This window comes from Acidovorax sp. LjRoot38, assembly GCF_964252975.1.
Lineage (GTDB): Bacteria > Pseudomonadota > Gammaproteobacteria > Burkholderiales > Burkholderiaceae_C > Acidovorax > Acidovorax facilis.
The window spans coordinates 1-23,867 of sequence record NZ_CAXUPT020000028.1; the positions used below are offsets into that span (position 1 = coordinate 1).

Consider the following 23,867-nt stretch of genomic DNA (forward strand, 5'->3'; position numbering starts at 1 on the left):
GGGTGGGCCACAAGCGTGGCCCACCCAAGTACGGGCGGGCCGCAATCGTGGTGCAAGGTGATGGCTTCGCAAGCCCCCTCAGGGCCTAGTTCAGTGCCCGCTCCGATGTGCGTGGACTCCGCGCATCCACGTCATGAGGTCTAGATGGCTGTTCGTTGGCGTGTCGGTCACACCAGAGTGCGCTCTGGAAACCTTGGCTCCGCGCCGAGTCGGTTTGACGAAACTTGCGTTGTGGTTGGGCTTCGAGGGGCTGTCCGCCGCCAGGTTGTCAAGAATTGCGCAGTTCGAGTGGTCGTCGCCAGCGCACACAGAAACCAACTGCTCCAAGGCTGATTTCATCTCGATAATCTCCCGCAGCTTCTCCTCCAGATCCGCCAGATGGCGCTCCGCAATCGCCTTTACCTGCCGACTGGTGCGGTGCGTGTCACCCCATTGGCCGATCAACTCCGCAATCTGGGGCATTGAGAACCCGAGGCGGCGCGACTGGCGGATGAAACGCAGTACCGAAACTTCGCGCTCACCGTATTTTCGATAGCCAGACTCACTGCGCTCAGCTTCTGGCAACAAACCTGTTTGCTCGTAGTGGCGGATCATCTTGGCCGATACACCTGCCGCTTTGGCCGCTTCGCCGATGTTCATGAGTGTGGTCATGGATGCTCCTGTGCAATGGAATAACACGGTAGCAAGGACTTTGGCCCTTACCACCGTGTCAATGTCAAGCGCTCCGAATACTACGTTTTGTAAAGCCTAGATCAGGCGGGCGGATATCCAGCCTCGGTCAGCGCCTCGACCAGTGTCTTGCGATCTTCCGCGCTTTGCACAGTGACCATGCGTTTGGACATATCCACCTGCACTTTGCATTCAGGGTCTGTCATCTGAAGCGTCTGGCTCACCATACCAGCGCAGTGTCCGCAGGTCATGTCGGGGAGTTGGAATTCATGCATTTTTCACCTCTTGGAAAAGTTAAGAGGCTTTCAGTCTCCGGTTTGCCACTGGGGCAAGGTCAAGTGGCCAGATAGATATCCAAACAAGGAGCGCCGACTCGCTTGCGTCTCCCATCGTGTCAACCCTGAAAGTTCGAACTCTGCCGGTTAACGCCGGAGTTGAACACCACATGGAGATTGCTATGAATACCTCTGCCCATGAAGCGGGGCCGTCCGCCTCACTATCGATCGCACACCTGAATCTTCCGATACTTGGCATGACCTGCGGCTCTTGCGTTGGACGGGTTGAAAAGGCCCTCAAAGCCGTCCCTGGGGTCCGTGAGGTGACCGTGAATATTGCTACTGAGCGCGCCTCCGTGGTTGCCGCCTCCACGGTGCCGGTCCCGGCCTTGGCTGCGGCTGTCGAAAAGGCTGGATACGCAATAGCGGAAGAGTCCGTGGAGCTGTTGATCGGTGGGATGACCTGCGCGTCGTGCGTGGGACGTGTCGAAAAAGCGCTGAAGGGTGTACCAGGCGTCAAGCACGCGGAAGTCAATCTAGCCACGGAGCGTGCGCAGGTTCGTTTCGATGCAGGATTGCCTCCCGAACGCCTGGTAGCCGCCGTTGTTAAGGCGGGCTATGAGGCACAGGTTGCGGATACGAGCACTTCCACTGAACACGACAAGCCGTCGGCGCCCTGGTGGCCTGTCGCTCTAGCCGCTGGTCTGTCCTTCCCCCTGGTATTGCCCATGCTTGGCATGCTGTTCGGTCAAGACTGGACACTCAACGGCTGGATTCAACTGGCCCTGGCCACCCCTGTGCAGTTCTGGCTGGGCGCGAGGTTCTACCGCGCTGGCTGGAAGGCTCTTCGTGCAGGCGCAGGCAACATGGATCTGCTGGTCGCATTGGGTACGTCGGCCGGGTACGGCTTGAGCCTGTACCTGCTGTTCAAGCACGCTGAACACGGCACGCCCCATCTGTACTTTGAAGCCTCTGCTGTGATCGTCACGCTTGTCCTTCTCGGGAAGTGGCTGGAAGCCCGAGCCAAGCGACAAACCACCGAAGCGATCCGGGCGCTGCATGCGCTGCGCCCAGAAATTGCACGTGTGCGCACTGATGCCGGTGACATTGATCTACCACTCTCACGCGTGAAAGTAGGTGATACGGTGGTTGTCCGCCCAGGGGAGAGAGTCCCGGTAGACGGCTCGGTGATCGAAGGCGCAAGCCAGGTGGATGAGTCATTGATCACCGGGGAGAGCCTGCCTGTGGCGAAGCACGTCGGTGACAAGGTGACGGGAGGCTCCGTGAACGCGGAGGGCTTGTTGTTGGTACGGACGACTGCGATAGGCGCAGAGTCAACTCTGTCGCGCATCGTGCGGATGGTTGAGTCGGCGCAGGCGAAGAAGGCTCCCATCCAGCGGATTGTGGATGAAGTGAGTGCGGTCTTTGTGCCCGTGGTGCTCGGCCTTGCTGCCATCACACTGATGGGCTGGGGCTTTGCCACTGGCAACTGGGAACAGGCGATCCTCAATGCTGTCGCGGTACTTGTCATTGCGTGCCCTTGTGCGCTGGGTTTGGCTACTCCCACCGCGATCATGGCGGGCACCGGCGTTGCAGCACGCCACGGTATTCTGATCAAGGATGCAGAAGCACTGGAGGTTGCCCACCACATCGACACCGTGGCGTTCGACAAGACCGGCACCCTGACCGAGGGGAAGCCCACTTTGACGGCTGCGATGCCTGCCGAAGGCCTCCAGGATCAGTTACTGCCGTTTGCTGCGGCCATTCAGAACGGCAGCGAGCATCCACTGGCCAAGGCCGTGATGGACGCTGCACGCACCCAGGGTGTGACCGTTCCTCGTGCCACTGAGGTCACAGCGGTAGCTGGCAGAGGCATGTCTGCTGTCATCAAAGGACGCCAGATCCGCCTCGGGAGTACACGTTACATGGAGGAGTTGGGTGTCAACATGGCCAGTCTGACCGGGGCTGCAGCACAGATGCAGCAAGAGGGCCGCACGGTATCCTGGTTGGCTGACGTGACCGATGCGCCAGAAGTGATGGGACTATTGGCATTTGGAGACACCGTGAAGCCCAGCTCACAAAAAGCCATTGCCCAACTGCATGCTCTGGGCATCCAGACCGTCCTGGTCACCGGGGACAACAAGGGAAGCGCAAGCGCAGTAGCCCGCGCGTTGGGCATCGATCAGGTTCGTGCTGATGTGCTGCCGGAAGGCAAGGCGGATATCGTGGCGCAGCTCAAGTCAGGTGGCAGGCACGTTGCGATGGTGGGTGACGGCATCAACGACGCGCCCGCTCTGGCTGCGGCGAATGTGGGAATTGCCATGTCCACGGGCACCGACGTGGCCATGCATGCTGCGGGGATCACGCTGATGCGTGGTGACCCCGCGTTGATCGCAGATGCCATCGACATCTCCCGGCGCACGTACGCAAAGATCCGTCAGAACCTTTTCTGGGCATTCGCGTACAACGTGGTCGGGATCCCCTTGGCTGCATTTGGCTTGTTGAATCCCATGGTGGCGGGAGCAGCTATGGCCCTCAGCAGCGTGAGTGTGGTGACCAATGCGTTGCTGCTGCGTTCTTGGAAGAGGTAAGGACTAGCGCCAGATCCGACAACGGATCCTGTCAGATGTAGACCGCGTATGTCCATCGCTATCCGGTCGAACTCAAGAGGTTCTGTGAACGTGCTGATGGTGCACATCTGGTGCGTGGGGGTGAGCGTGGGTCATAGGCACTCGATTTTCTTGGTGACCTCGCTCAGCGTGAGCTGCCCGTGCTTCCCTGGGGGTGTGCGCAGCCACTCCAGCACTGTGTGACCGCCGGGCCCTGATCGCTTTGAGAATGCGTGCGAGAGAGCCGCCTGAACCTGTTTGGGTGGCGCACAGGTGCGGACCGCTGCGATTGCTGCATTCTCCTGTTCAGCAAATGCCGTGCGCGCCATGTCGCGCAGTGTCCGGTCACCAGGCAGGACGAGCCGTCGATCAAAAAGCCAGTGTTCTGACTGTTGGATCAGGTCATCGACTGATACCGCTGAGGCGGAAAACTCCCCCAAAGCATCTGCCAGGAGCGGTTTGGTGGTGTCATCTACTACCGCGAAGCCGACACGTTCCCGAGCCCAGAGCTGGTGCTCGTATCGCGTGTCCTTGTCCTTGTACAGCGAGGTCACCGAAGCGATATCCGTCGCATGCATACCAAGCGCTGAGGTCAGGTACCGCAGCAAAACGGAGGGGAGGCCTGAAAAGGCATCGGGGTGCCGCCCGGTGGCGCGCAGCATGACCAGTTGGACTGCAGCGCCAAGGCGTGCAGTCCCTCTGAACCGGGGCGGGCGCAGCTCCTGGATGTCTTCAATGCTCAGCCCAAAGCACTCTTCGACTTCCCGCTTAGATAGCGATTTTGGCAGGGTATCGGCGCCAACGAAACATAGGTAGTAGCTAGACAAGCTGGTCCTCCCGTGGCTGGCGTGGTCGCAAGCCTGCTGCAGTCTACGTATTCGCTACTGATAATTCCAGACAATAAAAAATTGCGGGTTAACCCGTAGCTCTTAACCGGGTTTTCTGCACGGAAAGTGAGATCACCCCGCTTCGGGTGGCGCTGGGCGGTGACGCCTTCGGCGTCATCCAGGCGGCGCTCAAGGGCAGGCTGTCTGCCCTTGAAGCGCAGGAGAGTCTGGCGCGATCGGTGGCCTTCGATAGCTGATCGCTGTTTCAGGTCAAGCCCAGGGCGACGGCAAAGCCAGCAGCAGCCATGGCCGCGTACGACGGGAGCACTCTCCATGCGAGCGCCCTACCGCCCAGCGACATCAACAGGACAAGTTTGGTGACCTGATTGACGGATGCGGCGATGAACAAGGCCAGGGTGGCCGAAGCGGCGGTGACGGCGCCCTCGGTCACCAGGCGGCCAATCGAGAGCGTGATCGCATCGACGTCCACCAGACCCGAGGCAGCGGCGGTCAGCATGACGCCAGCATCCCCGAAGCGATCGGCAAGAAAGCGGCCTGCCAGCATCACCGCGGCCAGGAAGGCTGCGAACTGGAGCGCGGAGCGCAGCTGCAATGGGTTGCCAAGCTGAAGTTCGGGCAAGTCGTCGGCGGGCGACCGCGCCGCCAGGAACGTCCCCAGAACACCGCCAGCCACGGCCATGGCCACGAAGATGACCACCGGGTCCCAGCCGATGCCGGGGGCTGCGATGGCGACGAGAGCCGCCATGCGCGCAAACATGGCTGCGCAGGCGAGCGCCGCCCCCGCCGCTGCCAGTGGATGCCAGCCTGGCGTCTGCCCGGCCCAGCGCGCCAACGTGGCCGTGGTGGCGGTGCTCGACACGATCCCGCCGAGCAGCGCTGTGAATACCAGCCCTCGTTTCCTGCCGAGCGAGCGCATCAGGACGAACCCAGCGAACGACAGCACTGCCAGCAGGACAACGGCCCACCAAAGGCGATAGGGATTCAACGCCTCATAGGGGCCAAAGCCACGATCAGGGAGTACGGGCAGTACGACCACGCTGATCAACAGCAACTGCGTGCCGCTGCTGATCTCCGCCTCGGACAGCTTGCCGACGCCGGCGTGCAAGAGCTGCTTGAAACGCAGCAGCGCCAGCACGACCACGGCGGCGACCGCCGAAACGCGCCAAGCGCCACTGGTCGCCAGCGCCCCGATGGCGAAAGTCGCAAGGGCGGCGACGGACGTGGTCAGTCCCATCACGGCATGCATATGCGCCGTCACCAGGTAGCCCACCACCAGATACACCCCGACGAGTACGAGCAGCGCGATGAGCATGCCGGCTCCCCAGCGCTGGGCCAGCAGCCCGCCAAGGCCGCCGAGCAGGCCGATCAGCGCAAAGGTGCGAACGCCCGCGACGCGATGTCCCTCGGGCCGCTCGCGTTGCTGCCATCCCCGTTCCAGGCCGATCAGAAGTCCCGAAGCGAGTGCCAGCCCGAGCCCGACCAGCGCGGGATCATCGAATTCACTCATCGTCGAACCTGGACGCGGTCACGGATGAAATCACGCTGCAGTCCCAGCGAAGCATCGGTGCGCGCCATCGACACCTGGGGATCGGTCTCGATGCCGCTCAAGGCGCGAATGGCATCGATGGTCTCGGGGATTACGATCGCCTGGTTGAAGACCTGGTAGGTGTAGTACGCCTGATCGCCATCGACCGAAAGCACGTCCTCCCACAACGCGACCTCCCACAGGTCGCCGCGCGGGCGGCCGAGATCGGCCATCAGTTCCACCGTGCTGTTGAGGGCCACGAGACCATCCGAGGATCGCACGAACGCGATCCGTGGCGCAGCGCGAAAGGCCGCCAGCACCTCGTCGCGCGTGGCCGGCCTCGTCAGTTCGACCCACCAGGTGTGCAGGTGGCTGCTGTTGTGCGGCGCCTTGACCGCGATCGTGACGACGTCCAGGTCCGGGATCACAGTGCGCGCGTCCGGTCCCTGATGGCTGGGGATCGTCTTCTCCGGCACGAGCGTGTTGATGATGCCCTCCGCATGCGCCTCCCACGGGTCGGAAGCCCGGCGGATCAGCGTCCCGCGGGCTCGCTTGAGCAGGCCCGCTGTCCGAAGCGCCCCCAGGGTGCGCACGATCGACGTCGTGTTGCAGGACACCACCCGGGTGGAGGTGCGGCCGATCGCGGTTGCGTAGTTCTCCTGCGCGACGAACGAATGACCGGTCAACGCGTGGGACTCGCCGCCATGGAAGATGGACTTCACACCGGCAGCGTCGTACGCCCTCTTGTTGACCGCGGCGACTTTCTTGGGTGTGCAATCGACCACGACGTCCGCGTTGGCGAGCAGGTCGGCCAGATCGCCCGCGACAGGAAGCCCCGCAGCACGCATCGATTGTGCGGCTTCAGCGGTCGCCGCGTAAATCGGGAAAGCGCGCTGCGCGGCCACCTGCAGGCGATAGTCGTGCACCACATCCGCGACGCCGGCTAGCGCCATGTCCTCCTGGAGTGCGACCGCATCCGCCACCCGCTTGCCGATCACACCGTATCCGTTCACCGCCACTCTGACCTTGTTCATGCCTGACTCCTTGCTTGATGAGGCGCCTCAGCCGCGGCTGCGCGCGATGGAAAACGTGAACCGGATCGCCAGCGCATAGCCCAGCAGCGCGAGTACCGGCATGTCGCCCCAGCGCGGGCCCACGCCGTGCTGCATCAACAAGCTCGATGCGATGTACAGGCCGAGCGTCACGAGCGCCAGCGCGACGCGACGGCCGAGGCGGTCGATCCCGCTCAGCATCCTGGCATCCGGCTTGATCGACAGTTGCAGCAGGTCACCCTGCCGCAAGACGCTGTGCAGACGCCGCGCCATCAGGGAGGGCAGGGCGTGGGCCGCGTTCCCCAGTTCATATGGCAGACGCTGCGATGCCGCAGACTTGGGCTCGTCGAAGACGCCCGTGGTCGTGTGGCGAGAGATGGCTTCGATGATGGAAAACTCGGGTGCCAGCAGGCGCACCGTCCCTTCGAGCAACAACAGGGTACGCGTGAGCACGAGGAGGTCCCTGGGCAGCCGGACTTCCTGGGTCCGGCCCGCCGCCACGAGCTGCGCGAGAGCACCTGAGAGCGACCAGTCCTTCAGCGGCCTCTGTGCGCAGTCTGCGACCAGGGCACGCACGACAGGCACGAACACGGCCCGATCGGTGCCGTCGCCGAGCAGGCCCAGGTCGAGCCAGGCATCGACCACCCATTCGGCATCCTGCTCGACGAAGGCCAGGGCGAACGCCACCAGCGCCCGCCGCATGTTGCCGTCGACCCGGCCCACGATGCCGAAGTCGTGCAGGCATATGCGGCCATCGTCCATCACGAAGACGTTGCCGGGATGGGGGTCGCCGTGGAAGAAGCCATCGCGGAAGATCTGGGCGACGTAGCTGTCCACGAGTTTGCCCGCGGCCGCCACCGCGGTGGACGAAGGCAGACCGTGCAGGTGAGCTCCGTGGCTGAACTGCTGGACCATGACGGTCGGCGTGCACAGGCCGTCCACCACGTCGGGGATCACGATGTCGGCAGAGCCGCGCCAGGCGTCGGCGAAACGTCGCACGGAAGCTGCCTCGCGCGACAAATCCATCTCGTAGCGGAAGTTGGCCGCAACCTCGTCCACGATGGCTGCCAGCCCCCAGCGACGCAGCGAGGGCACGAGCCCCTGCATGACCAGGACGATGCGGCGCAGGATGCGCATGTCGGTCTCGGCCTGCTCGGCCGCGCCAGGGCGGCGGATCTTCACCACCACTTCCGTCCCGTCCGGCAGGGCTGCACGATGAATCTGGGCGATCGAGGCCGCGGCGAGCGCGTGCATGTCGAAGCGTGCGAAGAGCTGCTGCCATGGGCGGCCGAGCGCCGCCTCGACCTCCTGGACCGCCTGCTCGGGAGGAAACGGCGCCACATTGGCCTGCAGGCTGGCCAGAGCCTCTTGCGCATCGGGCGCCAGAATGTCGGCCCGCAGGCTGAGATGCTGGCCCAGCTTCACGAAGGTCGTGCCCAATCGCTGCAGCACTTCGGCGAAGCGGTCGGCCGCCCGGTGGGTATCGCAGCGCATCAGGCCCCGGTGCCAGGCCACCCAGAGCAGGAACCCGCTCAGGGCCATAGCGATCTGCGTGGCCCGGCGCAGCGCCGAGCGTTGCGTTGGGCGGCCCGCAAGACGCACGGTGGAAACGGGGCGGTTCGGTCGCGTCATGGCTCATCCAACCTGTTGCGCAGGCGGCCCGCATGCCAGGCTGCGATGTTCGAGATGGTCTCGTCGAGGATGCGCGCGATCGCCTCCGACGTATTGAACCCGACATGCGGTGTCACGAGCACACGCGGATGCGTCAGCAGTGGGCTGGATGCCGACCAGCCGGTATCGCAACCCAGTCCGCCGCAGCCCGTGGGCACTTCGGGAGACAGATCCCCTTCCTGTTCCAGCACGTCCAGTCCTGCTGCGGCGACGGTACCTGCCTCCAGTGCGTGCAGCAGGGCGGCGTCGTCGATGAGCGCACCCCGTGCCGTGTTGATCAGTACCATGCCCGGTTTCATGCGCGCGAAGGCCTGGCCATCGAGAAGGTGGTGCGTGGCCTGCGTGGCCGGAACATGAAGGCTCAGAACATCGCTGCTTTGCAGGATCTGCTCCCACGTCACCACGCGGACGCCGGCGATGGGTGCTGCCGTGATGTCGAGCGATGGGGCGAGGGCCGGGTCGTACGCGAGAACTTCCATGCCGAAGCCCAGGGCGATACGGGCCACGTGGCGCCCGATCCGGCCCAGCCCGACGATGCCCAGCGTCTTTCCTTCCAGCTCGAAGCCGGTGAGGCCGCGGTAAGCGAAAGAACCTTGGCGCGCCCGCTCGTGGGCTTGTGTCAGATGGCGAGCCACGCCCAGCAGCAGCGCGAAGGCATGTTCGGCGACGCTGGCGGACCCATAGTCCGGCACGTTGCACACGGCAATGCCGCGTCGGCGGCAAGCCTGCAGGTCGATGTGATCGAAGCCCGCGGAGCGCGTTGCCACGAGCCGCACGCGCGGCAGCAACCGGAGCACCGATTCGTCAACGCGCGTGCGCACGAAGACGCACAGCACCTCGGTGTCTTCATCGCCGACATCGGATACCACCAGGCGTTCGTTCTGGACGAAGTGCGCGTGCCAGTGGGTCGGAAGCCGTTGCTGCAGCGCGGCCTGGTCCGCCGGTGCGATGTCGGAGAACAGAACGGACAGACGGTTTTGTGCGGTCATGAGCCCTCCTCGATTACCCGGTGCAGGGACAGGATGCAGAACGCGGCGATGAAGTGCCCGGTCTTGGTGCCTTGCGCGAGTTCCGCTTGCGCGAATACCGTCGGCAGCCGGCCGGCGACCGCATCGCGCATGGTCTCGAATCCGTCGAGCAACTGAACCGTGAAGAACGCCGCGCGGCGCATCGGGCCCTGCGTGCGGCCGCAGTCCGCGTAGGCCAGTGCGGGCTTGAATCTGGCCGGAGGATTCGTCATGGCACGGCCAGCCTCGCTCGGGGCTCACGGAACTGCCACAGCACGATGAAGCTGAGCACAGCGGCAAAGAAGCACCACACCGAGATGAACCAGGTTGCATAGAACATGTAGGCGGCGATTGCGGAGACAAAGGCGGCCACCCCAAAAGCCGCCACGCGCCGGTGGCTAGAAACCATCAGGCTTGCGCAGGTGCCGATCAGATACAGGGCCATCGTGGTCATCACGTAGAAGTGCGGAGAGTCGTAGAGGATGTGCTGGCCGACCACGCGGGCCGTGATGGGCAGCTTCACCAGCATCGCCAGCAGGTACAGACCGACGAGCGCGCCCGCGACTGCAATGGCCACCAGAACCCGACGGCGCCAACGGACGCTCTCCAGCGCCAGCGCAGCCAGCGGGACGTAGATCGGCCACAGGACGTGCGAGAAGAACGAGTAGAGATGCGTCAGCGCCACGTTCAGCAAGGGCGCGCGGTCGGGGAACGTCAGCCACAGCATGCCTTCGAGCAGTTGCTGGACCCCGAACAGCAGCGGGATGGCGGCATACGGCAGTTCGCGCCGTGAGCGGGCCCGGCGCATGGTGACGGTCCCCAGGCCCAGCAGAACCGCTGCGGCCGTGAAACTGGCGGGTGCGGAAAAGCACATGGGCAGTCATCTCCCCTCGATCGTGAGCGTCATGGCGAGCGCGGCGCAGCGGCTCATGGCGCGCCGGCTTCCATCAGTTCCTGCACCGCTGTCGCCAGCGGTGCCACCACGCTGATGCCGTTAGAGACATGCGGCACGGTGTCGCAGGTCACCACCCGCTGGGGCCCTGCCGCAAGAAGTGCGTGGTACGCGTCGGCGGCGAACAGGGCGTGCACCCCGATGCACACCGGTGGCGGCAATCCCACGCTGCGCACACTGGCGATTGCCTGGATCATCGTGCGCGCGCTGGACACGATGTCATCGATGAGCACGGGCTGGCGGTCTGCCAGGGCCGCGGTGTCGGGAAGGCTGACCTCCACGTCCTTGTCGCCCCGGCGGATCTTCTGCAACACCGTGAACGGCGCGCCAGCCAAGCGCGCGACTTCCTGGACCCATTGCTCGCTTTCCGCATCGGGTCCGATCAACACGGGACGGTCCACATGGGCTGCGACCCAGGCCGCGATGGCGGGCGCGGACTCGACCACACGGGTCGGCACCCGGTAGACCTCGCCGAGCGAGCGGTAGCGGTGCAGATGGGGATCGACGGTGACGATACCGTCGAACACCGTCGACACCAGCGCAGCGAACGTGCGGGACGTGATGGCTTCGCCCGTGTTGAAGCGCCGGTCCTGACGCAGGTACGCCAGGTACGGGGCAGCCAGCAACACGCGGGTGGCGCCGAGGTCGCGCGCTGCGTCCGCGGCGAACAACAAGGGCAGCGCCTTGGCGTCCGGCTGTGCCAGGCTGGCCACGATCACGACGGTGCGGCCGGTGACGTCGGCGTCCAGCCGCACCAGCGACTCGCCGTCCGGGAACCGGTGCAGTTGCAGGGCAGCCCGCTGCGCGCCCAACGCCCGGATCAGTCCATCGGCGAAGTCTTCGTCGCCCGGCAGGTGAAAAACGAGAGGTTTCATAGGTTCTCCGAAATCTGGAAGATCGGTGGGCGCGAGCGGACGAACTGCAGCGCATAGGCCAGCTCGCCCGGCGCCTGGGCGTGCAGCGTGAAGAGCGGCTGTCCCGCTTCGACCTGGTCGCCCAGGCGCGCATGCACGTCGATGCCGGCGGCAGCGGCGGTCGGTGCTCCGGCGAGCTTGGCCGCCCGCGCGAGCAGCCGGTTGTCGATTCGGGAGACCCGTCCCGTGGACGGCGATGCGACGGTGTGCCGATGCGTTGCCACCGGGATGCTGCGCAGGCCGCCCTGCTCAGCGCAGATCGCCTCGAACGTGGCCCAGGCGCGGCCGTCGGCCAGCACCTGCGTGGCGAGCGTCAGGCCGCCGCCGGCGGGCGCTGCACCGCCCATTTCGAGGATGTCCGCCGCCAGCCGCAACGCTCGCTCCCGCAGGTCGGCCGGGGCCTCGGGCGTCCCTTGTAGGACGGCCAGCACGTCGCGGGCCTCCAGTGCCGGGCCGATCCCGCGGCCGACCGGCTGCTCACCATCGGTGACGCGCAAGGCCACGTGCAGGCCGATGGCGCTGCCCACCTCCTGCAGGCGCCGACCGAGCGCCGCCGCGGCCTGCGCGCTGCGCACTTTGGCGGTGGCACCCACGGGCAGGTCGATCAGCACATGGGTCGAGCCCGCAGCGGCCTTCTTGGACAGGACCGAGGCGACGAGCTGGCCCTCGCTGTCCAGGTCCAGCGGCCGCTCGACGCGGATGAGGATGTCGTCGGCGGGGCTGAGCCGTACCGAGCCGCCCCAGACGATGCAGCCGCCCGTGCGTTCGACCACGCGCCGCATGCTTCGCACATCCAGGTTCACCGGCGCCAGCACCTCCATTGTGTCGGCCGTCCCGGCCGGCGAGGTGATGGCGCGCGAGGAGGTCTTGGGCATCGTGAGGCCGCAGGCGGCCACGATGGGCACCACGAGCAGGGTCGTGCGGTTGCCGGGCAGGCCGCCGACGCAATGCTTGTCCACCACCAGCGGGCGCCCCCAATCGATGCGGTCACCGACGCCAATCATGGCTTTCGTGAGCGAGACGGTCTCCGCGAGGTCCAGGCGATCGCCGGCGCAGGCGGTGATGAAGGTGGCCAGATGCAGGTCAGAGTAATGGCCCGCCGCGACGTCGGAGATGATGGCGCTGAACTCGGCATCGCCCAGGGCATTGCCGTAGACCTTGGCCCGGACATGGCTGAGCGAATCCAGCGGCGGTGCATGGGTCACCGTGACCAGCTGGCCCGGCTGCGCCCCCAGCGACGCCCATGCCGATTCGGACAGGCCAGCGACGTTCTCGGCCAGCCAATCCCCATCGACGACGCTGAGCGTCGCCACGATGCTGCGGCGGCCGGCCGTCAGCTGCACGCGCGCCTGGGTCGTGAAACCCTCCGACCGGCAGACAGGGCAGTCGCGCCGCATGTAGACCACCGGCTCCTGATGGGTGTCGATGCCGGTGCGCCACGCCTGCAGCGTGTTCACGCCATCCTCTCCGGTGCCGGTGCCGGTGCCGGTCTCGTGCAGGTGCGCCGTCATACCAGATCCACCGTCTGCAGGTACTCGGGCACGGCAACCGACCAGCCCAGTTCATGGTCGATCCGCGCGCGCAGCGCATCGGCCGCCTCCGGCTCGCCGTGGGTCACGAAGGTTCGGCGCGGTGTTTGCGTGAAGCCGCGCATCCACGCGAGGATCTCGTCGGCATCGGCGTGGGCGGAAAGGTTGTCGAGCGAGGCCACCTCGGCGCGGATCGGCACGTCCTGGCCATGGATGCGGACGGTGGACGCGCCGTGCACGATCGCGGCGCCACGGGTGCCGCCCGCCTGGTAGCCGGCGAACAGGATGGTGTTGCGATGGTCGGGCGCGAATGACTTGAGGTGGTGCACCACGCGTCCTCCAGTGGCCATGCCACTGGCGGAGATGATGACCATCGGTCCACGACCGGCGCTGAGCGCCTTGGACTCCTCGACCTTGTTGACGATCTTCGCGGCATGGCACATGCCCTCGCATTCCTCGGGCGAGAGCCGGTGCTCGTCGCGATGGGCGTGGTACAGCCGTGTGGCATCGATGGCCATCGGGCTGTCCAGGTACACGGGCAGGTGCTGGTGGATGCGCCCTTGCTTCTTGAGCTGGTAGATGCCGTACATCAGGCTCTGCGCTCGGCCGACAGCGAACGCTGGGATGACCACGACCCCTCCACGGGCGGCCGTCTTGTTGATGACAGTCTCCAGCTGCGCCAGTGCGTCGGACGCTTCATGCTTGCGGTTGCCGTAGGTGGATTCCACCAGCAGGTAGTCGGCGCCGGGGACCTGCACCGGCGGGCGCAGCACCGGGTCGTTGGGCCGGCCGATGTCGCCGGAGAAGAGCACGGATCGCCGGCCGTCGTTGAGGTGCACGAAGGCCGAGCCGAGCATGTGCCCGGAAGGCGTCAACCGCGCGGTGAGTCCGGGCAGCGCCTCGAAGTCCTGAGAGAACGGACGTGGCGCGAACAGCTTCAGGCAGCGCTCGGCGTCCTCACGGGTGTACAGCGGCAGCGCGGGCTGGTGTTTGGAGAAACCGTGCCGGTTGGCGAACTTCGCCTCTTCCTCCTGCAGATGGCCGCTGTCGGTGAGCAGGATCTTGCACAGCTCGTGCGTCGCGGACGTGCAGTAAACCCGGCCGCGAAAGCCTTGTCGCGCCAGCAGTGGCAGGTAGCCGCTGTGGTCGATGTGGGCGTGGGTGAGCACGACCGCGTCGACGGTCTTGGGCGCGACCGGCAGCGGCTCCCAGTTGCGCAGGCGCAGCTGCTTGAATCCCTGGAACAGGCCGCAGTCCACCAGAATGGTCGCGTCGCCATGGCGCAGCAGGTATTTGGAACCGGTCACGGTGCCGGTGGCACCCAGAAACTGAAGTTGCATGGTAGGTCTCCAAGGATGTTGTCGTTCAAAGAAGGACCGGCCGATCCGGCAACTCGTTGCCGTGGTCCGCGCCCCGCGGAAAGTGCTGCACCAGCAGGTGGCTGACGGCCACGATGCCTTCCAGGGCTCCGGCCTCGAAGCGTCCCTGCGCAAACTGGGCTTCCATGCGCTGGCACACAGCCGACCACCTTTCGGCACCGCAACAGGCATGGATGCCGCGATCGGCCACGATCTCCACGGCCCGGTCGGCCAGCAGCACGTAGATCAGGACGCCGCTGTTGTGCGCCGTATCCCACACACCCAGGCGTGCGAACAGGTCCAGCGCCCGCTCGCCCGGCGATTGGTTGCGCCACAGTGGCGATCCGTCCAGCGCACCCTCGACCACGAAGCGCAGTTGGCCCCCATGCTGGAACTCTCCCGTGCGGATGGCCTGCTCGATCGCATCCAGGGCACGCGGGGGGAAGGCGCGGCGGACTGCGCGATCCGTGGTCGCAAGGTGGCGAAGAAGTCGTTGCATGTTCATCTCACCACCGTCCTGACGCGCCGCCGCCACCGAAGCCGCCGCCGCCGCCGCGGAATCCTCCGCCCGGCCAGCCGCCTCCCCGGTGGCGCCCGTGCAGGCCGCCGTGGCCACCCATGCCGATGCCCAGCAGCGTGACGAGGAATCCCGCCAGTCCAGCCACCGCGGCCACCGCGAAGGTGCCCACCAACAGCCACGCAGCGGCACCCAGCACGCCAGCCGTGACCAGGGAGCCTGGAAGGCGGCCGAGGGCGTTGCGCAGCACTCCGCCCAGCATCAGGGCCGCGACGAACAGGAAGGGCCAGGCCTGCCCGATGTCGTTGGTCTGCCCCTGCCGCCGTGGGTCCGCCGCAGGCAGGGCCTCGCCATCGATCACCCGCATGATCTGTTCGGCGCCTGCGGCGATGCCGCCGTCGAAATCGCCCTGGCGCAGGCGCGGCGTGATCACCTCGTCGATGATGCGCCGCGATACCACGTCGCTCAGCGCACCCTCGATGCCGTATCCGACTTCGATGCGCACGGTGCGGTCGTCCTTGGCCACCAGGAGCAACGCGCCGTCGTCCACCTTGCGACGGCCGAGCTTCCATTGCTCTACCACCCGCAGGGTGTACTGCTCGACGGGTTCGGGCCGCGTCGAGCGGACCATCAGCACGGCGATCTGCACGCCCTTGCGTTGCTCGAAGGCCCGAAGCTGCGCATCCAGCGCGGCGACACGATCGGCGGCGAGCGTTCCCGTGAGATCGGTGACGCGCGCCTGCAGCGGGGGAACGGCGACCAACTCCTGCGCGGACGCGACCGAAAGGAACAGGCTCAGCAGCAGCCAGGCCAGAGCGTGGGCCAGCCGAAGAGGGGCCGCCGGAGAGAGCACCGCTGTTCTGGGCGTTCTCATGTCAGGGGCGCGCCGCCGGCGCCGAGGCGCCGAAATCGACCTGTGGCGGCGCCGCCATGGCCTTCTCGTCGGCGACCGAGAAATTGGGCTTGACGACGTAGCTGAACAGCTTGGCCGTGATGTTGGTCGGGAAGCTGCGCGTGAGCACGTTGTAATCCTGCACCGCCTTCACGTAGCGCCCACGCGCCACGGTGATGCGGTTCTCCGTGCCCTCAAGTTGGGCACGCAGGTCTTGAAAAGCCTGGTTCGCCTTGAGTTGCGGGTAGTTCTCGCTCACCACCAGCAGCCGGCTCAGCGCGCCGGACAGTTCGCCCTGTGCCGCCTGGAACTTCTGGAACGCCTCGGGGTTGTTGACGAGTTCCGGCGTGGCCTGGATCGAGGTCGCCTTCGCGCGGGCCTCGACCACCCGGGTCAGCGTCTCCTGCTCGAAGTTGGTCTCGCCCTTGACGGTCGCGACGATGTTGGGGATCAGGTCGGCGCGCCGCTGGTACTGGTTCAGCACCTCGGACCAGGCGGACTTGGTCTGCTCGTCCAGCCGCTGGAAGTCGTTGTAGCCGCATCCGCTCAGCGACAGGGCAAGCGCTGCGAGCAGGGACATCAGGATCAGTCTCATGGTTCGGTTTCCGTGGAAGTGAGAAAAGTGCGGGACGGTGAAGCGCTCACCAGGACGGGGTTGGCTGGCCACCAACGCCGCGGAATGAGCAGCAGCGCGAGGGTGGCGGCCAGTGGAATCGACAGCCACGCAAAGGTGCTCTGCATCACAGCGCCGAATAGCCATCCGGTGGCGGCCGATCCCAGTGTTTGTCCGAGGCCGGCTGCCGCGGCGAGCCCTCCCATCGCGATACCGAGCCGCCGCGCCGAGGTGCCGGCAGCGAGGTAGGCCAGGGTGGGGAGCACGAGACCCGTGCCCGCAGCCGTGAAACTCACGCCGACGTACAGCCACATCTCGCTGCCATGGCGGGCCAGCATCAGGAGCCCGGCGATGCCCAGGACCATGCCGCAGGCCAGTACGCGGCGTGGGTCGGCGCGCTCCAGCAGGCCGGTGAAGAACAGCACCGCGTTGACGCCCAGCATCACCAGACTGCACTCGGCGAACATCAACGACACCTCTCGGGAGGAGAGATCGGGGTGGCGCTGGCCCTGCAGCACGATGCCGAGTTCAAAGCCGGCAAGCACGAACATGACCACACCGTTGAGAATCCAGAGCGCCAGGGAGCGGCTCCGGGGTGCTCCGTCGTGATCGGCTGCGTCCGCCTCTCCAAGGGAGGAAGGTGCGGGAAGCGTTGCGGCCAGGCCCAGCATCATCAGCGCGCCGAGCGCGGCCGAGAGTGCGATTACGAGCGTGGTCGATGAGCCCTGTACCAGCACGCTCAAGAAGCCCAGGCCGACAAGCCGTTCTGCAGCGGCGTTCAGGCCGGGGCCGAACAGGAACCCGAGCAGCGACATCGCACCCAGCCATGCAAAGCGCCTGGCGCGAATCGATTCTGGGGTGTACTGCGCGACGAGCGCCGGCACCACCGGCACGACCGCGGCCACAAAAAAGCCCGTCGCGCCGCGCAGCGCATAGATGCCGACCACGCCCAGGGACTCGGGGCGCAGCAGCGGGAGCAGGCTGGCCACGTAGCCGATCAGGCCCACCAGCAACACGCGGGCACGCCCCAGCCTGTCCGCCAGCATGCCCCACAGGGGCGCACCCAGCAGGATGCCCGCCGTGTAGATGCCGCTGAGGTAGCCGACATGGCGCGCAAGCGCCGCAGGATCCGCGTCGCCCATCAAGGGCCGCAGCCAGTCGGGGATCAAGGGCATCAGTGCCCCATATCCGGCCGAGACGACGAATACGGCCGCAGCGAGCCAACCCAGCTGCGCGACGCCGAGGTCTTGCTGGCGGGTGGGCCCGGATTCGCGCGGTGATCGCATGGCGCGGCTCTCTACCATGGTGGCCCGCCGCTCAGGCTGACGCGGCCGCTGGGACACTGGCACGCGACGTCACGCGCTTGATCCCCGGCAGGCGCGTGCGCTTGAGCATCAGCGCATTGATCGCGACGATCGCGGAACTGCCCGACATGGACAATGCAGCGACCTCGGGCGACAAGGTGAACGGATACAGCACCCCGGCCGCCAGCGGGAAGGCGATCACGTTGTAGGCCACGGCCCACCAGAGGTTCTGGTGCATCTTGCGCAGCGTCGCCCGGGACAGTTCGATGGCCCCGACCACGTCGTAGGGGTCACTCTTCATCAACACCACCTGGGCGCTTTCCATCGCAACGTCCGTCCCCGCGCCAATCGCAAAGCCCACGTCGGCCTGCGTCAGCGCCGGAGCGTCGTTGATGCCGTCGCCGACCATGCCGACCTTGTGACCCTGCTGCTGCAGTTCCTTGATCTTGGAGGCCTTCTGCCCGGGCAACACATCCGCAAGCACGATGTCGATACCCAGTTCCTTGCCGATGCGCTCGGCGGTCGCCTGGTTGTCGCCGGTCAGCATCGCGACCTTCACGCCGCGTGCCTGCAGCTTGGCGATCGTCTCGCGCGAGGTCGGCCGCACGGCATCGGCGATCGCGATGAGGCCGATCAGCCGGCCACCGCGCGCGACGTGGACCACAGTGCGCCCCCCGCCTTGCAGCCGCGCCGCCTCGCTGGCAAGGGGGGCCAGATCCACCTGTTCCGACTGCATCAGCAGCCGGTTGCCCAGGAGCACCGTCTCGCCCCCGATAGTGGCCCGTGCGCCTTGCCCATCGATGTTGGTGAAGTTCTCGGTGACCTCCGTCGGCATGTCTCCCGCACGCTTGAGCACTGCGAGCGCGAGGGGGTGCTCGGAGAACTTCTCCACCGCGGCGGCCGTCGCCAGAAGCCGCGTCTCCTCGACACCGGGCGCGGCCACCATCTCGACGACATCGGGCTGCCCCAGTGTCAAGGTGCCGGTCTTGTCGAACACCACGACCGTCAACTTGGTGGCGTTCTCCAATGCGGCCGCATTCTTGAAGAGAATGCCGTTCATTGCGCCCAGCCCGGTCCCGACCATGATGGCCATCGGGGTGGCCAGCCCCAGCGCATCAGGGCATGCGATCACGAACACGGTGATGGTCAAGGTGAGTGCGAACAGTAATGTCTGTCCCATCACCCAGTACCAGACGCTGAAGGTCAGCAGGCCAATCACGATCGCCGCCAGCACCAGCCACTGGGATGCGTGGTCGGCCAGCAGCTGGCCGGGGGCCTTCGAGTTCTGGGCCTCCTGGACCAGCTTGACAATCTGCGCCAAGGCCGTGTCCGCGCCGACCTTCGTGGCCTTGTAGCGAAAGCTCCCGCTCTTGTTGATGCTGGCGCCTACGACGGTGCTGCCCACGCCCTTCTTGACCGGCATGGACTCGCCCGTCAGCATCGACTCGTCCACTTGCGACGCGCCCTCGACGATCTCGCCATCCACCGGGATCTTGTCGCCGGGCTTGATCACGACCAGTTCCCCGGCTGCAACCTCGGCGGTCGGTACCTTGGTCTCCACCCCGTTGCGCACGACCGTGGCCATGGGTGGGGCGAGATCCATCAACGCGCGAATCGCGTCGGATGCGCCCGCGCGCGCGCGCATCTCCAGCCAGTGCCCCAGCAGGATGAAGACCAGCAGCACCGATGCCGCTTCATAGAACACCTCACCCTCGTAGAAGAAGGTCGCGCCGATGCTGAACAGGTAGCCGGTGCCCACCGACAGCACGACCAACGTGGCCATGTTGGCGACGCCGTTGCGCAGCGCGCGCCACGCCGCCACGTAGAAAGGCCAACCTGGATAGATGATCGCGGCACTTGCGAGGAAGAAAAGAAAGAGCTTGTCGTCCAGCCCGAACGGCGTCTGGAAGTCGCCGAACATCTTCCCCATCGGGGAATAGAAGAACACGGGAATGGCGAAGACCAGGGCCACGAAGAAGCGATTGCGCATGTCCCGAGCCATGTCCTGCATCGAGCCCGACCCGTGGCCCATGTCGTGCATCATGTCGTCCATCGCAGGGTCGCCTGCGTGGGCCTGGTGCGCAGCATGGGCGGCGGGCGTCGTGGCCGCAGCCTTCGCGCGTGCGGCCGTGGCGGGGGCATGCGCGTGGTGCCCCTCATGCCCCATCTCTTGCGCCTGACGTGCGGGTGCGCCGTGATGGCCGTGCACCGCATGGCTGGGGTCGGCAGAGACGCCAGCGGCGGGCGCGCACACGTGCTTGGGCGTCTGCTCGCCACGGCAGTGATAGCCGCATTCGGCGATGCGCTGGCGCAGATCCTCGACACTGAGTTGTCCCTCATCGAGATGGACCGTTGCGCTTCCCGCAACATAGTTGACATCTGCATGATGGACGCCGGGAAGCTGCAGCAGCTTGCGGCGTACTCCCTCCGCGCTCAGGCTCGATACGAGCCCTCCGACTTCAACGTTGATCGACTTCATGGCTGTTCTTCCTGTTCGCTGTGTTCGTGGTCTCAACGAGCGAGTCGGCCCGAGTCCAGGCAGTCCTGCGAGAACTCGAAGACGATCTCCCGGTCGGGAGCGATGACCTTGTGCTTCTTGCCGGCGTAGTGCAGCCGGGAGAGGATGTCTCTGATCAGGTTGAGCCTCGCCAACCGTTTGTTGTCGGCGTGCACGACAGACCAGGGCGCCGCGGCCGTATGGGTGCGCATGAACATCTCGTCGCGCGCCCGTGTATAGCCGTCCCAGTGCTTAAGCGCGACGGCATCCACCGGGCTCGACTTCCACTGTTTGAGGGGATCACGGCGGCGTTCCCCGAGCCGGCGGCTCTGCTCCTTCTTGCCGATGTCGAGGTAATACTTCAGCAGCTTGATACCGGAGTTGACCAGCATCTCCTCGAACTTGGGCACTGAGTTCATGAATTCCTCGTGCTCCTCGGCGGTACAGAAGCCCATCACCGGTTCCACGCCCGCACGGTTGTACCAACTGCGGTTGAACACCACGAGCTCTTCGCCAACTGGCAGGTGCGGGACGTAGCGCTGGAAGTACCAGCCCGTGCGATCCCGGTCGGAGGGCTTTCCTAGCGCGACGACCCGTGTTTCCCGAGGACTCAGGTGTTCGACCAGCCGCTTGATGCTGCCGTCCTTGCCTGCGCCGTCCCTTCCCTCCAAGAGGATCAGGATACGGTCGTTGCATTTGATGAAATGCCGCTGCAGTTTCACCAGTTCGATCTGCAGCATGTGCAACTGTGCTTCGTAGTCCTCGCGGCCGATCGAGCGTGTCGCTGTCTCGTCGCGCGCTGAGCCGTGGGCAGTGCCGGTGCCGTCCACATCGGCCTTGTGCTTGGCGCCTTTGGCGCCCTTCTTGTTCTTTGCCATGGGTTCTCCGTTAGGTCTGGTCGCAGGCGATCAGCATTGCGTGTGTCGACGCCCGGCGGGGCGCGGCGCTCATGTCCGCATCCGAGCTGGAGCCGCAGCCATCGCCTTGTCCGTAGGCTGCAGCCAGGTACGGTCGATTGATGCGCTGACGCCAGCGGGTCTTCTTCATGTCAGCCTCGCTGGCGCGTGTCCGAGAGGGAGGGAAGGAAGCGCGGCGTGCGCGCGGCATAGGCGTCGAACTCGGCGCCGAACTGCTTGCGCATGTCCTTCTCCTCGTTGACTGCCAGCCTCGAATACATCACGACGAGGAAGGGGAACATCAGCAGCGTCAACAGCGTCGGCCACTGCAGCAGAAAGCCGAAAAGGATCGCCACGAAGGCCACATACTGCGGGTGCCGAATCCTGGCGTATGGGCCGCTCACGGCAAGTTGGGCGTGCCGTTGCGCGTGGTAGAGCACCGTCCAGGCGCTCGACAGAAGCCAGAAGCCGCCCCCGATGAAGATGTAGCTCGCGATATGAAGCGGGCTGAAGTGAGGGTCGCCGCTCTCGCCCAGCAGGGTCGACCAGAGATGGCCGCTGTTGTGCGACAGCAAGTCCAGACTGGGATACTTGGTCTGAAGCCAGCCGGACAGCACGTACAGCGTCAGCGGAAAGCCGTACATCTCGACGAACAAGGCAACAATGAACGCTGCGAATGTCCCGAAGGTTCTCCAGTCGCGCGAGGTCTGCGGTTTGAAGAAGCTGAAGGCGAACATGATGAAGACCGCCGAGTTCACGAGGACGAGCAGCCAAAGCCCATAAGCGGGCGCATCGTGGTTCATTTGCGCTCTCCCGGGTACGGTGGATTCGCCTTGCTACCGTCGCCTGGTACGGCATGGCGATGCATCAGCACATGAGCGATGACGCAAGTCGCCAGGAGGACCAGTGGCAGCGCGGCCAGGTAGTGCCCGCGGTGTTCCGTCAGCAGCATGTAGATGCTCACGGCCAGGAAGACCAGAAAGCCCAGGAACCATCGCGAGCGCGAAAACCTTGGACCGGTGCGGTGAGAAGTTGTCATGGTCGTCCTCCTCACTTCGCCGGCTCAGGCATCCGGTCCATCATCATCTGCATCATGGACTGGCACATGTCCATGCGCATTTCGAGCATTTGCTGCCGCTCAGCTGTCGGCGCCGACTCGGCTCCATCCTTCATTGCGCCCATCATCGCCATGCCAGCCCGCATGGCCTGCATGTGTTCGGCCATGAGCGCCTTGCGCTGCGCAGGCGTCTTCGCAGCCACCATCCGTTCGTGCATGGCCTGCATCGACTTCAGTTGCGCATCCATGCCCTCGGTGGTCGGCGCCCTTGGCGTCTCGGCCGCGGTCGGACTCGCACCTGCGGGGTGATGGGCCTGATGGTTGTCCTGCGCGAACGCAGACAAGGTGACCAGTGCGGCGCCAACGATGGCCGCGATCGAATGCGTGAATTTCATTTCTCTCTCCTTTAGCCGCGGGTGCCTGCCATTGGGGCGAAACCGATGTCGCCGCAAGCGGACAAAGCCCTATGAAAACTCCGTAGTCGGGTACAGAGTCAAGGCTTATGAGTTGTGCGCCGGGTGTGACCGACACGGCAACTCAAAGGAGGCGCTACAGCGCGAGACGCTCGAACAGCAGCCACGACGGCCGCTTGGGAGGTGGTCGCTGGTGACCCCTCGATGGGATGGCTCGCAGAGCCAACGTCGGAGCCAGCAGCTGGTCTCCATAGGCGGGAGGCGCCAAACCGACGAGGTCGAACGCGAAGGTTGGTGCTTTCTGAATGGCGGACTGGTTGACGTCGCCGCAGAGCTTCAGGCACGGGGCCTTCGACGGGTCGTGGGAACCTTCTTCGTGCTCACCATGGAGGCCTTCATGATTTCCATGCCCGGACGATGGGACATGCTCATACCCGACAGCATGCCGATGTTGCTGCGGAGACTCCAGAAGGCAGGCATTGGCCACCCCGGCCCCGAGCGCAAACAGCCATACCCCGAGCACCATCCACGCGATGGCGCGAATCCTGCGGTGGTTGAGAAGTGTGCGCATGTGCGGCCTATTGACCCATTGACACCTGTGATCCTATTCCCAACTGAGCTGCGGGAAATTGATTTGGATCAAATGGAGGCAAGGGTCAACTACGCGGTACTGCGTTATTCTGTGTTGCTCGTGAATAGACAGTGGATCGCTCGATGAACGAAGGTTTGGGTGATTGGATGACGGTTGGCAGGCTGGCGAAGGTCGCTGGCGTCGGCGTGGAGACAATCCGCTACTACCAGGGACGCGGCCTGTTGCCGATCCCGAAGAACGCCGGCAGCTTCCGGCGCTACCCCGCTTCGATGATCCAGCGGATCGGCTTCATCAAGCGCGCTCAGAGCCTTGGGTTCTCGCTGGACGAGGTGAAGTCGCTCTTGGATCTGGAGGATGGGCGGAATCGCCGGGCTATTCAGACGGTGACACGGCGGCGCCTTGACCAGATCGATGAGAAGGTTGGCGACCTTCAGCGCATGCGAGGCGCTCTGAGAGACATGCTGGAGAGGTGCGAAGACACGGGAGAGGCGCTTCCTTGCCCTATCATTGCTGCGCTCATGGGGCCTTTGAATACGTCCGAATGATTGCGCGCTGTGAGGAACAGACGAGACCCAAGGAAAGCGAACGAGGCCTGTCGCACTTCGTTGGTAATGGTCGTGCGGACTGTTCGCTGCACAAAAATGCCGAATGAATTTTCAGCAATCTCACGGCCGACT

The 23,867-nt window shown here is 65.2% G+C and carries 25 protein-coding genes; 2 read left to right on the forward strand and 23 right to left on the reverse strand.

Annotated elements, in window-relative coordinates:
- Window positions 1-90: 90 nt before the first annotated feature.
- Window positions 91-651 carry a Cu(I)-responsive transcriptional regulator gene (gene cueR, locus ACSQ22_RS25755; protein ID WP_369882074.1) on the reverse strand — a complete coding sequence of 187 codons (561 nt, stop codon included), beginning with the start codon at window positions 649-651 and terminating at the stop codon, window positions 91-93.
- Between the two features lie 101 nt (window positions 652-752).
- Entirely contained in the window at window positions 753-944 is a 192-nt protein-coding gene (locus ACSQ22_RS25760; protein WP_056419638.1) for a heavy-metal-associated domain-containing protein, read from the reverse strand.
- A gap of 182 nt (window positions 945-1,126) precedes the next feature.
- Between ACSQ22_RS25760 and ACSQ22_RS25765 the strand changes: the two genes are divergently transcribed.
- Window positions 1,127-3,535 (forward strand): heavy metal translocating P-type ATPase, encoded by a 2,409-nt coding sequence (locus tag ACSQ22_RS25765; RefSeq protein ID WP_121508966.1) that lies wholly within the window; start codon window positions 1,127-1,129, stop codon window positions 3,533-3,535.
- 131 nt (window positions 3,536-3,666) lie between these two features.
- On the opposite strand, the gene ACSQ22_RS25770 is transcribed toward ACSQ22_RS25765, so the two are convergent.
- The 21 genes from ACSQ22_RS25770 to ACSQ22_RS25870 all read right to left on the reverse strand — a co-directional run bounded on the left by ACSQ22_RS25770 (window position 3,667) and on the right by ACSQ22_RS25870 (window position 23,169).
- On the reverse strand, window positions 3,667-4,380 hold the full coding sequence (locus ACSQ22_RS25770) for a DUF4158 domain-containing protein (RefSeq protein ID WP_158603293.1): 714 nt from the start codon (window positions 4,378-4,380) through the stop codon (window positions 3,667-3,669).
- Between the two features lie 265 nt (window positions 4,381-4,645).
- Window positions 4,646-5,908 (reverse strand): MgtC/SapB family protein, encoded by a 1,263-nt coding sequence (locus ACSQ22_RS25775; RefSeq protein WP_003121546.1) that lies wholly within the window; start codon window positions 5,906-5,908, stop codon window positions 4,646-4,648.
- On the reverse strand, window positions 5,905-6,960 hold the full coding sequence (locus ACSQ22_RS25780; RefSeq protein WP_003121545.1) for a type II glyceraldehyde-3-phosphate dehydrogenase: 1,056 nt from the start codon (window positions 6,958-6,960) through the stop codon (window positions 5,905-5,907). Before ACSQ22_RS25780 ends, ACSQ22_RS25775 begins: the two co-directional genes overlap by 4 nt.
- A 27-nt stretch (window positions 6,961-6,987) precedes the next feature.
- On the reverse strand, window positions 6,988-8,520 hold the full coding sequence (locus ACSQ22_RS25785) for an ABC1 kinase family protein (RefSeq protein WP_170962203.1): 1,533 nt from the start codon (window positions 8,518-8,520) through the stop codon (window positions 6,988-6,990).
- A gap of 86 nt (window positions 8,521-8,606) precedes the next feature.
- Window positions 8,607-9,638 (reverse strand): hydroxyacid dehydrogenase, encoded by a 1,032-nt coding sequence (locus tag ACSQ22_RS25790; RefSeq protein ID WP_003121543.1) that lies wholly within the window; start codon window positions 9,636-9,638, stop codon window positions 8,607-8,609.
- Complete coding sequence (locus tag ACSQ22_RS25795) at window positions 9,635-9,889, reverse strand: hypothetical protein (RefSeq protein WP_009516033.1); 255 nt, start codon at window positions 9,887-9,889, stop codon at window positions 9,635-9,637. The genes ACSQ22_RS25790 and ACSQ22_RS25795 overlap by 4 nt, the downstream gene beginning before the upstream one ends.
- Window positions 9,886-10,530, reverse strand: coding sequence for a DUF6629 family protein (locus ACSQ22_RS25800; protein WP_003121541.1), 645 nt, complete (start codon window positions 10,528-10,530; stop codon window positions 9,886-9,888). Before ACSQ22_RS25800 ends, ACSQ22_RS25795 begins: the two co-directional genes overlap by 4 nt.
- A gap of 53 nt (window positions 10,531-10,583) precedes the next feature.
- A complete protein-coding gene (locus tag ACSQ22_RS25805; protein WP_015012972.1) occupies window positions 10,584-11,483 on the reverse strand; it encodes a ribose-phosphate pyrophosphokinase in 900 nt (299 codons plus the stop codon).
- On the reverse strand, window positions 11,480-13,033 hold the full coding sequence (locus ACSQ22_RS25810; RefSeq protein WP_113639718.1) for a thymidine phosphorylase family protein: 1,554 nt from the start codon (window positions 13,031-13,033) through the stop codon (window positions 11,480-11,482). The genes ACSQ22_RS25805 and ACSQ22_RS25810 overlap by 4 nt, the downstream gene beginning before the upstream one ends.
- The gene (locus tag ACSQ22_RS25815; RefSeq protein ID WP_003090261.1) at window positions 13,030-14,391 is read right to left on the reverse strand and encodes an MBL fold metallo-hydrolase; all 1,362 of its coding nucleotides are present in this window, start codon (window positions 14,389-14,391) and stop codon (window positions 13,030-13,032) included. The genes ACSQ22_RS25810 and ACSQ22_RS25815 overlap by 4 nt, the downstream gene beginning before the upstream one ends.
- Window positions 14,392-14,416: 25 nt before the next feature.
- Window positions 14,417-14,914, reverse strand: coding sequence for a TPM domain-containing protein (locus ACSQ22_RS25820; protein ID WP_003121538.1), 498 nt, complete (start codon window positions 14,912-14,914; stop codon window positions 14,417-14,419).
- Window position 14,915: 1 nt separating this feature from the next.
- A complete protein-coding gene (locus ACSQ22_RS25825) occupies window positions 14,916-15,800 on the reverse strand; it encodes a TPM domain-containing protein (RefSeq protein WP_009516027.1) in 885 nt (294 codons plus the stop codon).
- Window position 15,801: 1 nt separating this feature from the next.
- On the reverse strand, window positions 15,802-16,413 hold the full coding sequence (locus ACSQ22_RS25830; protein ID WP_009516025.1) for a LemA family protein: 612 nt from the start codon (window positions 16,411-16,413) through the stop codon (window positions 15,802-15,804).
- The gene (locus tag ACSQ22_RS25835; protein WP_009516022.1) at window positions 16,410-17,735 is read right to left on the reverse strand and encodes an MFS transporter; all 1,326 of its coding nucleotides are present in this window, start codon (window positions 17,733-17,735) and stop codon (window positions 16,410-16,412) included. Before ACSQ22_RS25835 ends, ACSQ22_RS25830 begins: the two co-directional genes overlap by 4 nt.
- A gap of 13 nt (window positions 17,736-17,748) precedes the next feature.
- On the reverse strand, window positions 17,749-20,214 hold the full coding sequence (locus tag ACSQ22_RS25840; protein ID WP_006226038.1) for a heavy metal translocating P-type ATPase: 2,466 nt from the start codon (window positions 20,212-20,214) through the stop codon (window positions 17,749-17,751).
- A gap of 32 nt (window positions 20,215-20,246) precedes the next feature.
- A complete protein-coding gene (ppk2, locus tag ACSQ22_RS25845) occupies window positions 20,247-21,110 on the reverse strand; it encodes a polyphosphate kinase 2 (RefSeq protein ID WP_003090242.1) in 864 nt (287 codons plus the stop codon).
- 10 nt (window positions 21,111-21,120) lie between these two features.
- The gene (locus tag ACSQ22_RS25850; RefSeq protein WP_009516017.1) at window positions 21,121-21,279 is read right to left on the reverse strand and encodes a hypothetical protein; all 159 of its coding nucleotides are present in this window, start codon (window positions 21,277-21,279) and stop codon (window positions 21,121-21,123) included.
- A gap of 1 nt (window position 21,280) precedes the next feature.
- Window positions 21,281-21,931, reverse strand: coding sequence for a methyltransferase family protein (locus tag ACSQ22_RS25855; RefSeq protein WP_003090238.1), 651 nt, complete (start codon window positions 21,929-21,931; stop codon window positions 21,281-21,283).
- Complete coding sequence (locus ACSQ22_RS25860) at window positions 21,928-22,167, reverse strand: DUF2933 domain-containing protein (RefSeq protein ID WP_003090237.1); 240 nt, start codon at window positions 22,165-22,167, stop codon at window positions 21,928-21,930. Before ACSQ22_RS25860 ends, ACSQ22_RS25855 begins: the two co-directional genes overlap by 4 nt.
- 11 nt (window positions 22,168-22,178) lie before the next feature.
- Complete coding sequence (locus ACSQ22_RS25865; protein ID WP_003090236.1) at window positions 22,179-22,580, reverse strand: hypothetical protein; 402 nt, start codon at window positions 22,578-22,580, stop codon at window positions 22,179-22,181.
- A 154-nt stretch (window positions 22,581-22,734) separates the two neighbouring features.
- Window positions 22,735-23,169 (reverse strand): hypothetical protein, encoded by a 435-nt coding sequence (locus ACSQ22_RS25870; protein ID WP_079279895.1) that lies wholly within the window; start codon window positions 23,167-23,169, stop codon window positions 22,735-22,737.
- A gap of 143 nt (window positions 23,170-23,312) precedes the next feature.
- On the opposite strand from ACSQ22_RS25870, the gene ACSQ22_RS25875 reads away from it, so the two are divergent.
- Entirely contained in the window at window positions 23,313-23,735 is a 423-nt protein-coding gene (locus ACSQ22_RS25875) for a MerR family transcriptional regulator (RefSeq protein ID WP_003090234.1), read from the forward strand.
- The last annotated feature ends 132 nt before the right edge of the window (window positions 23,736-23,867 follow it).

Coding starts and splice junctions, on each gene's coding strand:
- cueR (WP_369882074.1), bottom strand. CDS start 651: ATGACCACACTCATGAACATCGGCGAAGCGGCCAAAGCGGCAGGTGTA.
- ACSQ22_RS25760 (WP_056419638.1), bottom strand. CDS start 944: ATGCATGAATTCCAACTCCCCGACATGACCTGCGGACACTGCGCTGGT.
- ACSQ22_RS25765 (WP_121508966.1), top strand. CDS start 1,127: ATGAATACCTCTGCCCATGAAGCGGGGCCGTCCGCCTCACTATCGATC.
- ACSQ22_RS25775 (WP_003121546.1), bottom strand. CDS start 5,908: ATGAGTGAATTCGATGATCCCGCGCTGGTCGGGCTCGGGCTGGCACTC.
- ACSQ22_RS25780 (WP_003121545.1), bottom strand. CDS start 6,960: ATGAACAAGGTCAGAGTGGCGGTGAACGGATACGGTGTGATCGGCAAG.
- ACSQ22_RS25785 (WP_170962203.1), bottom strand. CDS start 8,520: ATGGCCCTGAGCGGGTTCCTGCTCTGGGTGGCCTGGCACCGGGGCCTG.
- ACSQ22_RS25790 (WP_003121543.1), bottom strand. CDS start 9,638: ATGACCGCACAAAACCGTCTGTCCGTTCTGTTCTCCGACATCGCACCG.
- ACSQ22_RS25795 (WP_009516033.1), bottom strand. CDS start 9,889: ATGACGAATCCTCCGGCCAGATTCAAGCCCGCACTGGCCTACGCGGAC.
- ACSQ22_RS25800 (WP_003121541.1), bottom strand. CDS start 10,530: ATGTGCTTTTCCGCACCCGCCAGTTTCACGGCCGCAGCGGTTCTGCTG.
- ACSQ22_RS25805 (WP_015012972.1), bottom strand. CDS start 11,483: ATGAAACCTCTCGTTTTTCACCTGCCGGGCGACGAAGACTTCGCCGAT.
- ACSQ22_RS25810 (WP_113639718.1), bottom strand. CDS start 13,033: ATGACGGCGCACCTGCACGAGACCGGCACCGGCACCGGCACCGGAGAG.
- ACSQ22_RS25815 (WP_003090261.1), bottom strand. CDS start 14,391: ATGCAACTTCAGTTTCTGGGTGCCACCGGCACCGTGACCGGTTCCAAA.
- ACSQ22_RS25820 (WP_003121538.1), bottom strand. CDS start 14,914: ATGAACATGCAACGACTTCTTCGCCACCTTGCGACCACGGATCGCGCA.
- ACSQ22_RS25825 (WP_009516027.1), bottom strand. CDS start 15,800: ATGAGAACGCCCAGAACAGCGGTGCTCTCTCCGGCGGCCCCTCTTCGG.
- ACSQ22_RS25830 (WP_009516025.1), bottom strand. CDS start 16,413: ATGAGACTGATCCTGATGTCCCTGCTCGCAGCGCTTGCCCTGTCGCTG.
- ACSQ22_RS25835 (WP_009516022.1), bottom strand. CDS start 17,735: ATGGTAGAGAGCCGCGCCATGCGATCACCGCGCGAATCCGGGCCCACC.
- ACSQ22_RS25840 (WP_006226038.1), bottom strand. CDS start 20,214: ATGAAGTCGATCAACGTTGAAGTCGGAGGGCTCGTATCGAGCCTGAGC.
- ppk2 (WP_003090242.1), bottom strand. CDS start 21,110: ATGGCAAAGAACAAGAAGGGCGCCAAAGGCGCCAAGCACAAGGCCGAT.
- ACSQ22_RS25850 (WP_009516017.1), bottom strand. CDS start 21,279: ATGAAGAAGACCCGCTGGCGTCAGCGCATCAATCGACCGTACCTGGCT.
- ACSQ22_RS25855 (WP_003090238.1), bottom strand. CDS start 21,931: ATGAACCACGATGCGCCCGCTTATGGGCTTTGGCTGCTCGTCCTCGTG.
- ACSQ22_RS25860 (WP_003090237.1), bottom strand. CDS start 22,167: ATGACAACTTCTCACCGCACCGGTCCAAGGTTTTCGCGCTCGCGATGG.
- ACSQ22_RS25865 (WP_003090236.1), bottom strand. CDS start 22,580: ATGAAATTCACGCATTCGATCGCGGCCATCGTTGGCGCCGCACTGGTC.
- ACSQ22_RS25870 (WP_079279895.1), bottom strand. CDS start 23,169: ATGCGCACACTTCTCAACCACCGCAGGATTCGCGCCATCGCGTGGATG.
- ACSQ22_RS25875 (WP_003090234.1), top strand. CDS start 23,313: ATGAACGAAGGTTTGGGTGATTGGATGACGGTTGGCAGGCTGGCGAAG.